This is a genomic window from Inconstantimicrobium porci (genome assembly GCF_009696465.1).
Classification (GTDB): Bacteria; Bacillota; Clostridia; order Clostridiales; family Clostridiaceae; genus Inconstantimicrobium; species Inconstantimicrobium porci.
On record NZ_VULX01000005.1, the window covers coordinates 55,257 to 70,423 of the forward strand.

The following is a 15,167-nucleotide window of genomic DNA, read 5'->3' on the forward strand; positions in this document are numbered from 1 at the left end:
TAATTAACAAAACTTGTTTAAACAAAAAACTGAAGGATTTCTCCTCCAGTTCTTATATTAAATATATTTAATTATTCTTTAGTTGTTATTGCTCCTACGGGGCAATTTGATTCTGCTTCATAACAATCATGTACTAAAGCCTGTGGTACATCTTCTGCTGTATTAGACTGAGCAAGACCGCTTTCCTTAATTTCAAAAACGTCTGCACAGATAGATGCACATAATCCACAGCCTATACATGCTCCCTGATCAACATATGCCTTCATATATAATCTCCTTCTTTCAAACAATATTATAATAAATATTCTTCGTAAAAAAGAATCTTTTATTCCTGCATTGCTAACCTTTTATAATTATTTCTTCTTTCTATAGCATCTTCTTCAGTTTTCTTGAATAATTCCTCTGCTCTTTCAGGGAATGCTTTAGCTAATGACGCATATCTTACTTCACCTAAAAGGAAGTCTCTAAAACTTTCCTTAGGATCTTTTGAATCTAGTATAAATGGATTCTTGCCCTGTTCCTTTAGAATAGGATTGTATCTATATAGATTCCAGTATCCGCACTGAACTGCTCTCTTTTCTTCTTCCTGAGTTATAGCCATACCTTTTTTGATTCCGTGACTTATACATGTAGCATAAGCTATGATAAGTGATGGTCCCTTGTAAGCTTCTGCCTCAGCTATAGCTTTAAGAGTCTGGTTCTTGTCAGCTCCCATAGCTATCTGTGCTACATAAACATATCCATAGCTCATTGCCATCATTCCAAGATCCTTCTTCTTTGTCTTCTTACCACTTGCAGCAAACTTAGCTACTGCTGCTGTAGGTGTTGACTTAGAAGACTGTCCGCCTGTGTTTGAATAAATTTCAGTATCAAATACAAGTACATTTACATCTTCTCCTGAAGATAAGACATGGTCAAGTCCGCCGTAGCCTATATCATAAGCCCAGCCGTCTCCACCAAAGATCCATTGAGATCTCTTTACTAGGTAGTCTTTGTCCTTTAATATAGCTTTAGCTTCTTCACTGTTTTCATTTTCAAGAACTTCAATTACTCTATCTGCTCTTAATCTCGTACCTTCACCATTATCAATGTTTTCAAGATAATCTCTAAGTACTTCCTTAGTGCTTTCGTTTAAATCACTGTTTAGTGCTTTTTCTACGTTCTCAGCTATTCTTTCTCTTATAGCCTTAACTCCGAGATGCATTCCAAGCCCAAATTCAGCATTATCTTCAAATAATGAATTTGCCCATGCTGGACCATGTCCATTATGGTTAACTGTATAAGGAGTTGATGGTGCTGATGCTCCCCAGATTGATGAACATCCTGTAGCGTTCGCTATCATCATTCTGTCTCCAAATAACTGTGTTACAAGTTTTGCATACGTAGTTTCACCACATCCTGCGCAGGCACCTGAGAACTCAAGTAATGGCTTTTCAAACTGAGAACCCTTTACTGTCATCTTGTTCATAGGATTTTCCTTGTGTGAAACCTTAGTAGTTGCATAATCCCAAGGTTCTATCTGGTTATGCTGGCTTTCCTGGCTCTTCATTACAAGTGCTTTTCCTGGAGCAGGACATACTTCTGCACAGTTTGAACATCCAGTACAGTCAAGAGGACTTACACCTATTGTGTACTGTAATTCTTCATCTGTTCTAAGTGCCTTAGGGTCAACCATCATCATTGATTCTGGAGCATTTTCTGCTTCTTCTTTATTAAGAAGGAATGGTCTTATTACAGCATGAGGACATACATATGAACACTGGTTACACTGTATGCACTTGTCTGGCTGCCATTCTGGAACATTAACTGCTATTCCTCTCTTTTCGAAAGCTGCAGTACCACTCATAAATGTACCATCATCTATACCTGCTTCAATAAATGCTGATACAGGAAGATTATGTCCTTCTTCTCTATTCATAGGCTGCACTATCTTCTTTACAAACTCTGGAACATTCTTTTCTTCTTCCTTAATTTCATCTTTTGCATCTTTCCATGAATCTGGCACATTAATTTTAACTAATGAATCTATTCCTATATCAATAGCATTATGATTCATGTTAACAACTTTTTCGCCCTTCTTACCGTATGATGTAACAACAGCTTCTTTTAAATACTTCACAGCATCTTCTACTGGAATTATATCTGCAATCTTAAAGAATGCTGACTGCATTATCATGTTTATTCTTCCGCCAAGCCCAATTTCCTGAGCAATCTTAACGGCATTTATAGTATAGAATTTAATATTGTTTTCTGCTATATATCTCTTCATATGTGCTGGAAGTTTCTGTTCTAATTCTTCCTCACTCCATATTGTGTTAAGAAGGAAGCTGCCATTTTTCTTTAAGCCGTCAAGAACATAATATTTATAAACATATGCCTGATTGTGACATGCTATAAAGTCCGCCTTGTCAATTAGATAAGGCTCTCTTATAGGACTGTTCCCAAATCTTAAATGAGATATTGTTATACCACCAGACTTTTTAGAATCATATGCAAAGTATCCTTGTGCATACATGTCTGTATGGTCACCTATTATCTTAATAGCGCTCTTATTAGCCCCTACTGTTCCATCAGAACCAAGCCCCCAGAACTTACAAGCTGTAATTCCTTCTGGAGTAGCACTTATAGATTCTTTTACTTCAAGTGATGTATTTGTGACATCATCAACTATTCCTATAGTAAAGTTATTCTTTGGCTTATCCTGATTTAAGTTATCAAAAACAGCTGCTATATTTGATGGATTAGGATCTTTTGAACCAAGTCCGAATCTTCCACCAACTATAATTGGATTCATATCGCTGTCTGAGAAACTTCTTACAACATCAAGATATACCGGTTCCCCTGCAGAACCTGGTTCCTTTGTTCTATCAAGAACAGCTATTTTCTTAACTGTCTTAGGTATAGCGTTTAAGAATCTTTCTATTGAGAATGGTCTGTATAATCTTATTTTAACTAGACCAGTCTTTTCACCTTTACCATTTAAGTAATCAACTGTTTCTTCTATTGTTTCTGTAACAGATCCCATAGCTATAATTACTCTATCTGCATCTTCTGCACCATAGTAGTCGAAGCAGTGATATTCTCTTCCTGTAATCTTTGTAATTTCATTCATGTAATCTTCAACGATACCAGGGACTTCATCATAATACTTATTTACTGCTTCCCTTGTCTGGAAATAAATATCTGGATTTTGTGCAGTACCTCTTGTAACTGGATGATCCGGATTTAAAGCATGTGCTCTAAATTCATCTAAAGCTTCATAATCTACTAATTCTGCAAGCTTATCAATATCCATAACTTCAATCTTCTGAATTTCATGTGAAGTTCTGAAACCATCAAAGAAGTTCATAAATGGTATTCTTGATTTTATAGTTGCTAAATGTGCAACACCAGAAAGATCCATAACTTCCTGAACTGATCCTTCTGCAAGCATTGCAAACCCAGTTTGTCTTGCTGCCATAACATCCTGATGATCGCCAAAAATATTAAGAGATGATGTTGCTAAGGCTCTTGCTGCAACATGCATAACCATAGGAAGTCTTTCACCAGCTATCTTATACATATTAGGAATCATTAGAAGCAGCCCTTGTGATGCTGTATAAGTAGTTGTAAGTGCCCCTGCCTGAAGTGAACCATGAACTGCACCAGCTGCACCTGCTTCAGACTGCATTTCTATTATCTTTAATGTTTGTCCAAAAATATTCTTTCTTCCTCTTGAGGCATCTTCATCAATGTGTTCAGCCATGGGAGATGATGGTGTTATAGGATATATTGCTGCAACTTCTGAAAAAGCATATGATATATATGCTGCCGCACTATTCCCATCCATTGTCTTCATTTTCTTCATCTGTATGTCACATCCTTCTTATCATTTGATATATGTAATAATTATCCTTAATAATCTAGAATTAATATACAAGAAAACACTGCCAATATCAATGTATTAAATTAACACTTATTTAAAAAAATCACCAAAAGCAAAACAAGGCTACTGCAAATATATATGTATTGCAGTAGCCCTTATTTTCTTTATTCTTCTGTCGAAATAGCAGCTACTGGACAGCTTTCTTCTGCTTCTTTGCATGAATCCTTAGCATCATCAGGTACCTGATCTACTTTTGCATGAGAAAGACCATCATCTTCTATCTCAAATACTTCTGGACATATTGAGGGACATAATCCACATCCTATACAAGTATCTTTATCTACATATGCTTTCATTGTATTATCCTTCTTTCGTTAGTTTAATTCCATAATATTATTTACTAAAAATACAAATATTATTAATATTATTAAAAAATAATATCATCATTTTTTATCTTATCAGCTTCACTCTGCTTAATAAATGACCAAAATCACAAAAATAAAAAATTTTGTTACCTTTCAATGCAATTTCCCAGACATAAAAAAAGCTGAAACACTTCAGCTTTTTTATTTTATCTATATCTATTCTGTTATTAAGCAATTTCTTTGCTTGTTTCTAAAGATGTATGTTCTAATTTTAATGCTATAGATACTTTCTTGTATAAGAGAAGAGTTGCTAAGGACACAATTGCACCCTTTATCATATTGAACGGGAAGATGATTGTTGTTGCATAAACAGCTAAGTTTCCTAGACTTTGTCCCTTCGCCATCATTGCTGCCTCATATGCTGGAAGCGCCACAAAGTAATTAAATAATGCTCCAAACACAGACATAATTATTGTTGATATAGTAAGTGATGCTATAGCTGTTTTTTTAGTCTTATTTCTCTGATACATAATTCCTGCTGTAAAAACCCATACTGCCGTTATAGCAAAGTTTGCAAGTTCTCCAATTCCTACTGTAATTGTTCCCTTAAGAAGTATTTTGACAATATTCTTAAGTAACTCAATCACAACTCCTGAAACTGGACCTAATGTAAAAGTTCCGATAAGTGCTGGAACATCACCAAAATCAAATTTCAGAAATGCTGGAAACAGTGGAAGTGGAAATTCAAGACACATAAGTACTGATGCAACTGCTGCAAATACTCCTATCTTTACTATTTTGTTTGTTTTGTTGTTTTTCATTTTAAAAACCCCCATTAATTTAATGTTGGATCTTCATAAGTTTAGGTTTAGCAGTTATATAGCTTGTTATTCAGGAAAAAATAAAACCCTGATATATAAAAATATATCAGGGTTTAATTCCAGAATTACAGTAAACCAAAATTGCTATAATACCTTCGCTTTATCCAGACTATAACTGTCGGCCTCGGAATTTCACCGAATCACGCAGAAAACTGCTCGTGGGCTTTACCACCGGTGGAGACTTTCACTCCGCCCTGAAGATTCTTTATTGATTTGCTTATATTATAAACCTTGGAAAAACAAATTTCAAGCTTTTTACAGTTTCATTGTCAGAGAAATTCTATGTCTTTTTTCATCTATTTCAATAACTTTGACTTTGACTATATCGCCGACACTTACAATATCTAATGGATGTCTTACAAATTTATCAGCCATCTGGCTCTTATGGACAAGTCCATCCTGATGAACTCCGATATCTACGAATGCACCAAAATCAGCAACATTTCTAACTGTCCCCATAAGCTCCATGCCTGGCTTTAAATCCTTAATATCAAGTACTCCTGATTTAAGAATAGGCTTAACCATTTCATCTCTTGGGTCTCTTCCAGGCTTTTTAAGTTCCTTTATAATATCCTGTAAAGTAAGTTCACCTACATTAAGTTCCTTAGCAAGCTTATCTATTCCAATTAACTTAACCATAGAATCTATGTTATCAATGTTATTATTCTTTATATCCTCTTCTGTATATCCAAGCTTTTCAATAAGCTTCTTTGCAGCTTCATATGATTCTGGGTGAACTGAAGTGTTATCAAGTATTTCCTTGCTTTCTGCAACTCTTAAGAAACCAGCACACTGCTCAAATGCTTTTTGTCCAAGTCTCTTTACCTTAAGAAGTTCTTTTCTGCTCTTAAACTTACCGTTTTCTTCTCTGTAAGCAACTATATTAGCAGCTATTGATGGATTTATTCCTGCTATATAGTTAAGAAGTGATGGTGTTGCCATGTTAAGATCCACACCAACATTGTTAACACAGTCTTCAACTACGCCACTTAATGATTCATCAAGTTTCTTTGGTGCAACATCATGCTGATACTGTCCAACACCGATTGACTTTGGATCAATCTTTACAAGTTCAGCAAGTGGATCCTGAAGTCTTCTGCCAATTGATATAGCTCCTCTTATTGTAACATCAAGATCCGGATATTCTTTTGCAGCAAGTTCTGATGCAGAATATACTGATGCTCCTGCTTCTGATACTATAACATAGAATACTTCTCTGCCACTTTCCTTCTTTATTTCGCTAATAGCTTCTGCGATAACTTCTTCTGATTCTCTGCTGGCAGTTCCATTACCTAAAGAAATAACCCCTACATCATATTTATTAATAAGTTGTTTTAAAGTATTTTTTGTACCTATAACATCATTTTTAGGTAATGTTGGATATACAACGGCTTTTTCAAGGAACTTTCCTGTATCATCAAGAACAGCAATCTTACAGCCAGTTCTAAAGCCAGGATCGAATCCTAAAACTGCTTTTCCCTTTATAGGTGGCTGCATTAATAAAGCTTTAAGGTTTGCTTTAAATATTGTTATTGCTCCTTCTTCACCTTTATCAGTAAGGTCACTTCTTATTTCTCTTTCTATTGAAGGATAAATTAGTCTCTTGTATGAATCCCTTACAGACGCTTCAATATACTTATCAGTGATATCATTCTTCTTTAAACAGTTATTAAGAAGATACTGGATAGCATTTTCATCATTGATATTTATCTTAACTGAAAGAATTTTTTCCTTTTCCCCTCTGTTAATTGCAAGTATTCTGTGAGATGGAATGCTTTTAACAGCTTCGCTGTATTCATAATACATTTCATAAGGTGTAGGCTCGTCACTTGATCCCTTAGTTTCAATGACACCTTCTCTCTGTACAATGCTTCTGATATGCTTTCTGAATGATGCTTCATCTGATATCTTTTCGCTGATTATATCCATAGCACCATTTAGTGCATCATCTATGCTTAAAACTTTCTTTTCTTCATTAATATATTTTGCAGCTTCCTCTTCAATGTTGCCTTTGAATTCTCCACTATAAATAAGTTCTGCAAGAGGCTTAAGTCCCTTTTCCGCAGCGATTGTTGCTCTAGTTCTCTTTTTCTGCTTATATGGTCTATATAAATCTTCAATCTCAGTTAATGTTACTGACTTTTCAATAGCACTCTTAAGCTTATCTGTAAGCTTACCTTGTTCATCTATAAGTCTTATTACATCTTCTTTTCTAGCCTCTAAGTTTCTAAGATAATTAAGTCTGTCAAAAAGCTTTCTTAGTATATCATCACTAAGTCCGCCTGTTTTTTCTTTTCTATATCTAGCTATAAAAGGTACTGTATTTCCCTCATCAAGTAATGCAACAACATTTTCTACCTGGCCTTTTTTTATTTCAAGTTCTTTAGCCAGTATATCTATTATATCTGTCATAGTGTCCTCCTATTTCTATTTTGTATATTATTATTATTATATTTTTAATGTATTTATTTCAAATAATATCATAATCGTCATACTCCTTTATTCACGTTCATAAGAATAGTTGCGAATCATTTATTGTAAAAACACCAGTACTCAATAGTTCTTTACCTGCTTTAAACATCAAGGATAAAAACAACTTAATTATAAAAAAATATGAATACGGAAAAGACTTCAAGGAAAGTTTCCTGTCGCTTAACAACTGTAGCTTTTCATTCTCTGAATCTGATAAAATAAGCATCAAAGATAAGTGTATCTATGTTACTCATAATAACTCAAACTATAGTTTAATCTGCACTACTTCACTTGAAATGCGCTATTCGTATATTTACGACAAGTCAGCACCTTTATCTGTACTTATAACTGAAGATCTATATAAAGACATTATAAAATCACTGTCACAGAATTATATAATTAGCGGCAATATACCATACTCAGTAAGAGACAGTCCATTCTTTCTATATAACAAAAGCACACTTTTTATAAGTCTGCTTTTAGTAATTTTCTTATTCTTTATAGGGACAATAAACAAAAAAAAGCGAATAACTAACAGTGAACAACGAATAGAAAAGGATTTAACTCCCATTAAGGGAGTTCATAAAAAGATGACAAGTCCTCTTTTAAACTCTCCGTCTATAAATACTTTAAGGATGTTTGGAGGTGCAACCTCCATTTTGAAATCTCCGCAAGGAGTTTCATCCTTCATTTAGCATCTGGCACTTAGCATTTGGCATTGTAGCTTGCTACTTTGCCTGCTGCTTTAAATATTCAATTATGAACGGTTCTATACCGCCATCCATAACTGCTGTTACGTTTGATATTTCAAGCAGTGTTCTGTGATCTTTTACCATTGAGTATGGATGGAATACATATGATCTTATCTGACTTCCCCACCCCATATCCTTAAGTTCTCCTGTAAGATCTTCAATCTTCTCTTTATGTGCTCTTTCTTTAAGCTCAATAAGTTTAGATTTTAAGACATTCATAGCTGTTTCTTTATTAGAATACTGGCTTCTTTCATTCTGACATGTTACAACTATGCCAGTAGGAATATGTGTAATTCTGATTGCTGATTCTGTTTTGTTAACATGCTGTCCACCAGCTCCACTTGATCTATAAGTATCAACTCTAAGATCCTTAGGATTAATTTCAATATCCTGATCCTTTGTAAGTTCAGGCATTACTTCCACAGAAGCAAATGATGTCTGCCTTTTACCATTTGCATTGAATGGAGATATTCTTACAAGTCTGTGAATCCCCTTTTCAGCTTTAAGATAGCCATACGCATATTCACCTTTAATGCTTATTGTGGCACTTTTAATACCAGCTTCATCTCCTGGAAGTGAATCAATAACTTCAACAGAATAGCCTTTCTTTTCACAATATCTCATATACATTCTTAAAAGCATTTCTGTCCAATCATTAGCATCAGCACCACCAACACCTGTATGAAGAGTTAATATCGCGTTATTTGTATCATACTCTCCACAAAGCATAGTTTCTATTCTAAATTCCTCAATTTCATTAAGTATACTATTTACTTCTTCAATAACTTCTTTTTCTGTTTCTTCATCATCCTCACCTATTTCAGCAAGAACTTTTACATCATCAATTCTCTGTATAAGAGAATTATATCTGCCTAATTTATCTTTAAGACGTTTTGTTTCCTGTGTAACTTCTGTAGCTTTATCTGAATCATTCCAAAAATCAGGCTCCTGCATCTTAAACTCAAGTTCACTTATCCTTTTTTCCAAGACTTCAATGTCAAAGTGAATCCCTGATTTCGTTTAATGTCTGCCCTGCTGTTTTAAGCTGTGCTAATTTGTTTTCTACTTCAAGCAACATTTTATCACCTCAATTTGTTTAATCTGTATTACCCTGCTATTAATAATAACATAACTCAATGTAAAAAGTATAATGTATATTAAGAAAATAGTAATCGAAGTATTGCTATTTTTCTCCTTAATTATACAATATAAATTATTAATTATAATAAAATAAATCCCCATTCTAGGGGATTTCTTTTATTATATTTTATAGTGCTTCTCTTCCACAGCAGTTCTTATATTTCTTACCGCTACCACATGGACATGGATCATTTCTTCCTACTTTAGGTTCCTTCTTTACTGGAGTCTTCTTAGTTTCTCCACTTCCTTCACCATAATTTGTAGAAGTTTCCTTAACAATTCTTTCTCTTTCTGGTGCATGTTCAACTTGTACATGATATAAGAACTTAACTGTATCTATCTTAATATTCTTAATCATTTCATCAAACATAGCACTTCCTTCAAATTGATATGCCTGAATTGGATCCTGTTGTTTATAAGCTCTAAGACCAATACCCTGCTTTAAGTGATCCATATTATCTATGTTATCCATCCATTTGCTATCAACAACTTTAAGAAGTATAACTCTTTCAACTTCTCTCATCTGTTCGCTTCCAAATGCTTCTTCCTTAGCAGCATATAAGTCTTTGGCAATTCCTAATATCTTATCCTTAACCTGCTCATTAGTTAAGTTTTCAATTTCTTCCTTGTCTATTGCACCTTCAGGTATACATAAATCTTCACAGTAGTCAATTAAATTTTCAATAGCCTTGCCATGATCTTCATCTTCACTATGAGTTAAATGTTCATCTACTGCTGAATTTACAGCATATTCAACCATTGACTGAATCTGATTTTTTAAGTCTTCACCTTCAAGCACTTCAGTTCTCTGCTTGTAGATTACTTCTCTCTGCTGATTCATAACATCATCATATCCAAGTAAAGTCTTTCTGATATCGAAGTTGTTACCTTCAACCTTCTTCTGAGCGTTTTCGATAGCTTTTGAAACCATTTTACTTTCTATGGCATCACTATCTTCAAGACCTTTATCCATAATTACCTTAAGTCTTTCACCACCGAATATTCTCATCAAATCATCGTCAAGAGCTACATAGAATCTAGATTCTCCTGGATCTCCCTGACGACCAGAACGACCCCTAAGCTGGTTATCTATTCTTCTTGACTCATGTCTTTCAGTACCTATAATCTTAAGTCCACCAACTTCAACAACACCTTCACCAAGTTTAATATCAGTACCTCTGCCCGCCATGTTAGTAGCTATTGTAACTGAACCATATTCACCTGCATGAGATATTATTTCAGCTTCCTTTTCATGGTACTTAGCATTTAATACCTGATGCTTTATTCCTCTCTTCTTTAAAATTGAAGATAAGTATTCAGATTTTTCAATACTTGTAGTACCTACTAATATTGGTTGACCAGTTTTATGAGTTTTAGCAATATCATCTGCTACTGCATTAAATTTAGCATCAATTGTCTTATAAACTAAATCCGGAAGGTCCTTTCTTTTTACAGGTCTATGTGTTGGAACAACAATAACGTCTAGTCCATAAATTTCTCTGAATTCATTTTCTTCTGTTAAAGCTGTTCCTGTCATACCAGAAAGTTTATTATACATTCTAAAGTAATTCTGGAATGTTATTGTTGCAAGTGTCTTAGACTCTCTTTCAACTTTAACTCCTTCTTTAGCTTCAATCGCCTGATGAAGACCATCAGAGTATCTTCTTCCTTCCATAAGTCTTCCAGTAAATTCATCAACTATGATTACTTCACCATCTTTAACCATGTAGTCTTTATCAGCTTTCATCATATAATTAGCTTTTAAAGCCTGAGTAACATAATGCTGTAATTCCATATTTTCAGCATCTGCATAGTTATCTATATGGAATGCTTTTTCAGCTTTTGCAACACCAGAATCAGTAAGCATAACTGCATTTGCTTTTTCATCCTTTGTATAATCTTCTTCTTCTTTTAAAGTCTTTGCAAAAAAGTCAGCTACCTTATAAAATTCAGTACTCTTTTCTCCAGCACCTGAAATAATAAGTGGTGTTCTTGCTTCATCAATTAATATAGAATCCACTTCATCCACTATACAAAAGTTAAGTTTTCTCTGAACTCTTTCTTCTGCATAAATAACCATGTTATCTCTTAAGTAATCAAAGCCAAATTCGTTATTTGTACCATATGTTATATCTGCATTATATGCTTCTCTTCTCTGGTTATTATCAAGCTCATGAACTATAACGCCTGTAGTTAATCCAAGGAAATTATAAACTTTTCCCATTTCCTCCATATCTCTCTTTGCAAGATAATCATTAACTGTTACTATATGAACTCCTTTACCAGTAAGTGCATTTAAGTATGCTGGAAGTGTTGCAACTAAAGTCTTACCTTCACCAGTTTTCATTTCTGAAATTCTTCCCTGATGAAGAACTATACCACCTATAAGCTGTTCTCTATAATGAGTTAATCCCAAAACTCTTGTAGAAGCTTCTCTAACAACTGCAAAAGCTTCTGGAAGTATATCTTCTAAGGTTTCTCCCTTTGAAAGTCTCTCTTTAAATTCATCTGTCTTAGCTCTAAGCTCATCATCTGAAAGAGCTTTCATTGTGCTTTGAAGAGAATCAATTTTGTTTACAGTAGGTATGATTCTCTTAACTTCCCTTTCACTGTAGCTCCCAAAAATTTTATTCAATAATCCCATTCGTTCTTCCTCTCTGTTTCGTACTATTTTTTATTTATTTATAAATTATAACATTTATATATTATTAATTTCAACATAACTAACAACATATATTTATATGTTATTACATTATACCATTTTTATACATTTGTAAAGTACCTCATATAAAAAAGGACTTTAAGACCTAATTCGAATCATCCGTCTTGGACTAATCCAATTCGATTCTATATAGGTCTCAAAATCCCTTAAATTCATTATTTATTATTGAAATTCAGGTTCTATCAAACCGTAATTTCCATCCTTTCTCTTATAAATAACTTTCACTTCATTAGAATCAGCATCTTTGAAAACATAGAAGCTATGTCCTACTAGTTCCATCTGAAGAATTGCTTCATCAATAAGCATTGGTTTTACCAAGAATTTTTTAGTTTTTACTACTGATGAATCCTCTTCTTCATCTTTATCTTCTATATTATCAAAATTCAAAAATCTAACAGATTCATTACTATTTCTCCTTTGAAGTTTAGTTTTCTGTTTTCTTATCTGTCTTTCTACTTTATCTTCTATAATATCAATTGATTTATACATATCCTCAGTTGATTCTTCACATCTTAATATAACACCATTAAATGGTATTGTGACTTCAATCTTATGTTTACCCTTTTGAACACTTAGTGTTGCTTTTGCCTCAACATCTGGACTAAAGTACTTATCTAATTTAGATAACTTTCTTTCTACTGCCTCTTTTAAAGCAGGTGTTAATTTCATATTTTTTGCTAATACTATAACTCTCATATGTCCAGCCCCTTTCGTTTATAAGGAATTATCCTTTTTATTAATTTAATTTTACATATAATCATAAAAATAAACAAGTTGAATTTTCTGAATTTACTGAATATTAATATTTTCTAGTTCCACTTTTCTATCTTTTTCACCATTATACGCAACAATGCTATCGTTTACAAAGGGTGCAGGATATATTCCGAAGCCTCCGCCTACAAGCTCCAAATCGTTTCTTCATATATCCTGCCCCCTCTTAACTTCCATTGAATTAGAATAAACATCTATAATTAAGCATATAGTATAACTCCCTTACATAAATGCTAAAAGACACTCTGCAAATATGCAGAGTGTCTTACTCTATAAGCTTATCAGCTTTTAATTATTCATATAAAAGATGTGATATCAGCTGACCTGGTCTTTGACCCCACACTCGCCTGCTGGAGCTTTTGCTACCCGGAATTAACCTCTCACTACTAACCCTCTCAGCTTTCACTGGCAGGACTAACATCTAAACCGCACCATGCTCATTAACTCTTTGTTTAACTTACGTGGATCGTTTTGCCTGCGACTGGCATCGACTTTCAACCACAGACCTGACATCACGAAAAATATTATACATTCATATTGTACTTTTTGCAACAGCTACTAGTAAAACTTTTTGAGCTCCTCTTTCTTCCAAGGCTTTTTTTGCATAATACAACGTTGCACCGGTAGTTATTACATCATCTATAAGTATAATTTTTCTTCCTGATAAATCCTCATTCACCATAAAAGCGTTTTTCAAGTTCCTAATTCTTTCCCTCCTGCTTAAAGCTTTCTGTTCTTTAACGTCACTACTTTTTACAAGCAGATTTTTATACTTTACTTTTATTTCACTGCATATCTTTCTACAGAGAAACTCACACTGATCAAAACCACGTTTTCTTAGTGCACTTTTTGATGATGGAATATAAGTAAGCAAAGCATCATCAATATTTAATCTACTGATTTTCTGGGCCATCATATGCGCAAGCTCTTCTCCTGCATAAAAATCGGCTTCATACTTAAACTTTAAAATTATTTTTTTCATCTCATAGCTGTAATAACAGCAGGGATACACATACTCATCAAATTCGCTTAGTTTTATTGAATTGTCAATTAAAAAAATATTTTTTCTGCATTTTCTGCATATTACATCCTCGCTATCCTCACCACAGCATATACATTTATCAGCATGAGGATATATTGCTTCAAAAATACACTTTACCTGGTATTTGATTAAGTCAACAAACCTTTTTCCCACGATATTTTATTATACTGCCTTGCACATTCCTTCGCTTGATCTATATTGTCATTAACTCCATTAGAAAGCAGCAGAACTTCTCCTTCCTTATTCATTCCTCCAACTTCCCCACATAAATAAACAAGCTTTTTATAGGTAAAACATTCATCATTGCTAAAATAAACCACAATATCAAGATCAGGTATTCTTATAAAATCATCAAGAACTCTGTCTGATACTATAATAACTGCATTATCTTTATTTTCAAAAGCATATCTGCATATCTTATCATGATCCTGCCTTTCATATTTTATAACTTTCATCTTTTCCACTATATTAAGCCTCTTAACATAATAGTCATAAACCATCTGCTGTTTTTCACCACTTGGTGTAATAATAAGTATCTTTCTTCTATTTTTCTTAAACCACCTTATATAGTCATACATAACAAATGGAATATCAGTATTAAGATCTATCCTTGTCGTAATCACTCTTGGCTCAATAAACGGTTTTGTTCTAAAGTAATTTCCTACATATATTGTATCAACATTATTCATTATCTCTTCAAATGTATAGAGGATTATCTTTCCACAGTTTCTATACAACATATCAACATATTCCTTAAATTCTGTACTTGAATATGGTGATAGCATACTTATATCATCAATTATTATAAGATCATAATATTTTTTTATATTCACTATATTATCTATGCTTGAAAAATTAATGATACATTCATCACCACTATTACCATTCTTAATCTTTGAATATGTCACTCCTGTTCCTGCATTTCTAATATACTTTATTATTTCAGAATACTTATTCTCATTATTACATAAATAGAGTACTGACATGCTATTCTGTGATACTTCAACTATAAGATCTCTAAATATTCTTATATCATTATATGGATATGTAATAACGTTCAATAATTTTGTATTCTTTTTATTATACCAATCAAAAATATATTCAATAGTCGAATTAATTTCTAAACACCTTTTATTTTGATTATTTTTTTTCATAAT

10 protein-coding genes and 1 riboswitch are annotated in these 15,167 nt (G+C 33.3%); all 10 genes read right to left on the reverse strand.

The genetic code is table 11. From position 1 onward, the window contains the following. Positions 1–71: 71 nt before the first annotated feature. The 10 genes from FYJ33_RS05575 to FYJ33_RS05620 all read right to left on the reverse strand — a co-directional run bounded on the left by FYJ33_RS05575 (position 72) and on the right by FYJ33_RS05620 (position 15,164). Entirely contained in the window at positions 72–266 is a 195-nt protein-coding gene (locus FYJ33_RS05575; protein ID WP_154530770.1) for a ferredoxin, read from the reverse strand. Between the two features lie 59 nt (positions 267–325). Continuing rightward, positions 326–3,847, reverse strand: coding sequence for a pyruvate:ferredoxin (flavodoxin) oxidoreductase (gene nifJ, locus FYJ33_RS05580; RefSeq protein ID WP_154530771.1), 3,522 nt, complete (start codon positions 3,845–3,847; stop codon positions 326–328). A gap of 182 nt (positions 3,848–4,029) precedes the next feature. Continuing rightward, a complete protein-coding gene (locus FYJ33_RS05585) occupies positions 4,030–4,221 on the reverse strand; it encodes a ferredoxin (RefSeq protein ID WP_154530772.1) in 192 nt (63 codons plus the stop codon). A 236-nt stretch (positions 4,222–4,457) separates the two neighbouring features. Next, the gene (locus FYJ33_RS05590; protein WP_154530773.1) at positions 4,458–5,051 is read right to left on the reverse strand and encodes an ECF transporter S component; all 594 of its coding nucleotides are present in this window, start codon (positions 5,049–5,051) and stop codon (positions 4,458–4,460) included. 147 nt (positions 5,052–5,198) lie between these two features. Continuing rightward, positions 5,199–5,317, reverse strand: a riboswitch (FMN riboswitch). Positions 5,318–5,366: 49 nt separating this feature from the next. Beyond that, the gene (locus FYJ33_RS05595; protein ID WP_154530774.1) at positions 5,367–7,523 is read right to left on the reverse strand and encodes a Tex family protein; all 2,157 of its coding nucleotides are present in this window, start codon (positions 7,521–7,523) and stop codon (positions 5,367–5,369) included. Positions 7,524–8,311: 788 nt separating this feature from the next. Then, positions 8,312–9,413, reverse strand: a protein-coding gene (gene prfB, locus FYJ33_RS05600) for a peptide chain release factor 2 (RefSeq protein ID WP_154530775.1) whose coding sequence is annotated in 2 segments (ribosomal slippage) — positions 8,312–9,346 and positions 9,348–9,413 — 1,101 coding nt in all. Because the reading frame shifts where the segments join, the coding sequence is not laid out codon by codon here. A gap of 189 nt (positions 9,414–9,602) precedes the next feature. Then, positions 9,603–12,119, reverse strand: coding sequence for a preprotein translocase subunit SecA (gene secA / locus FYJ33_RS05605; RefSeq protein WP_154530776.1), 2,517 nt, complete (start codon positions 12,117–12,119; stop codon positions 9,603–9,605). A 240-nt stretch (positions 12,120–12,359) separates the two neighbouring features. Continuing rightward, positions 12,360–12,893 (reverse strand): ribosome hibernation-promoting factor, HPF/YfiA family, encoded by a 534-nt coding sequence (gene hpf / locus FYJ33_RS05610; protein WP_154530777.1) that lies wholly within the window; start codon positions 12,891–12,893, stop codon positions 12,360–12,362. A gap of 607 nt (positions 12,894–13,500) precedes the next feature. Then, entirely contained in the window at positions 13,501–14,163 is a 663-nt protein-coding gene (locus FYJ33_RS16815; RefSeq protein ID WP_154530778.1) for a ComF family protein, read from the reverse strand. After that, positions 14,139–15,164, reverse strand: a complete 1,026-nt coding sequence (locus tag FYJ33_RS05620) for a hypothetical protein (protein ID WP_154530779.1) — start codon at positions 15,162–15,164, stop codon at positions 14,139–14,141. Before FYJ33_RS05620 ends, FYJ33_RS16815 begins: the two co-directional genes overlap by 25 nt. Positions 15,165–15,167 lie beyond the last annotated feature (3 nt).

Coding starts and splice junctions, on each gene's coding strand:
- nifJ (WP_154530771.1), bottom strand. CDS start 3,847: ATGAAGAAAATGAAGACAATGGATGGGAATAGTGCGGCAGCATATATA.
- FYJ33_RS05620 (WP_154530779.1), bottom strand. CDS start 15,164: ATGAAAAAAAATAATCAAAATAAAAGGTGTTTAGAAATTAATTCGACT.
- FYJ33_RS05575 (WP_154530770.1), bottom strand. CDS start 266: ATGAAGGCATATGTTGATCAGGGAGCATGTATAGGCTGTGGATTATGT.
- secA (WP_154530776.1), bottom strand. CDS start 12,119: ATGGGATTATTGAATAAAATTTTTGGGAGCTACAGTGAAAGGGAAGTT.
- FYJ33_RS05585 (WP_154530772.1), bottom strand. CDS start 4,221: ATGAAAGCATATGTAGATAAAGATACTTGTATAGGATGTGGATTATGT.
- FYJ33_RS05590 (WP_154530773.1), bottom strand. CDS start 5,051: ATGAAAAACAACAAAACAAACAAAATAGTAAAGATAGGAGTATTTGCA.
- hpf (WP_154530777.1), bottom strand. CDS start 12,893: ATGAGAGTTATAGTATTAGCAAAAAATATGAAATTAACACCTGCTTTA.
- FYJ33_RS05595 (WP_154530774.1), bottom strand. CDS start 7,523: ATGACAGATATAATAGATATACTGGCTAAAGAACTTGAAATAAAAAAA.